Source organism: Bartonella sp. AP58NXGY (assembly GCF_042195785.1).
In the GTDB taxonomy this organism is placed as follows: domain Bacteria; phylum Pseudomonadota; class Alphaproteobacteria; order Rhizobiales; family Rhizobiaceae; genus Bartonella.
In genome coordinates, this window is sequence record NZ_JBHIOY010000099.1 from 363 (window position 1) to 1,094 (window position 732).

Consider the following 732-nt stretch of genomic DNA (forward strand, 5'->3'; position numbering starts at 1 on the left):
GATCGACAGCACCGCCGCCAAGCAAAAAACCACCATCATTAAACAAAGTTTGCGTGGTCGAAACATGCAATGCATCATCACTTAAGATAGTGCCGCTATTGGTGAAACGATCCGCATCTAAAGTCACGCCATTGCCTTTTAAGTGTGCACTGGCGAGACTTGCTTGCTGCGTTTTTGCCCCATAAATATCTTGCGTAAATGAAGTGTTTGGCGCCAAATAAACGCGAGGCACCAAGACCTCTTGTCCGTTTACAACATGCCTCTCAAGCCAGATCATATCTTTTTTGATCCCAGCAATTTGCTGAGATGTTAAGGACTTGCCTAGCTCTAACCCTAATGGCCCTTGCTGTGCGAGTGCATTGTCATAAAGCCTTTGCATTTGAGCATTGGGATCTTCATCATCAAGAAGAGTGCGATTGCCTGTCAGCTCAAAAATTTGTTCATTGATCAGACGATATTCAAAATAAGCATCGCCCAACCTTTTGAACACTTGCTCGGGCTTATAATTGCCAACCCTTTTGAGAAAATAATCAGAACCCAAAAACTTGCTGGGGTTGATAAAATCTGGACGCGTCTCGACTAAAAACGGCACATCTGGTGTGTGGGTCTGTGCAAGTTCTGTCTGGACAGAGCTAAGCTCATTTTGCTTTGGAACTTGTATGGATTCTGGTTCTGGTGTTTGGATACTTGGTGCAAAAAGCGCTTTGTGCCCCGCCAAACCATTGATAATCC

1 protein-coding gene is annotated in these 732 nt (G+C 44.7%); it reads right to left on the bottom strand.

The window, feature by feature from the left end:
- Positions 1–732: hypothetical protein (locus tag ACFINC_RS09730; protein WP_375617079.1), on the bottom strand; the 732-nt coding region annotated here is incomplete at both ends.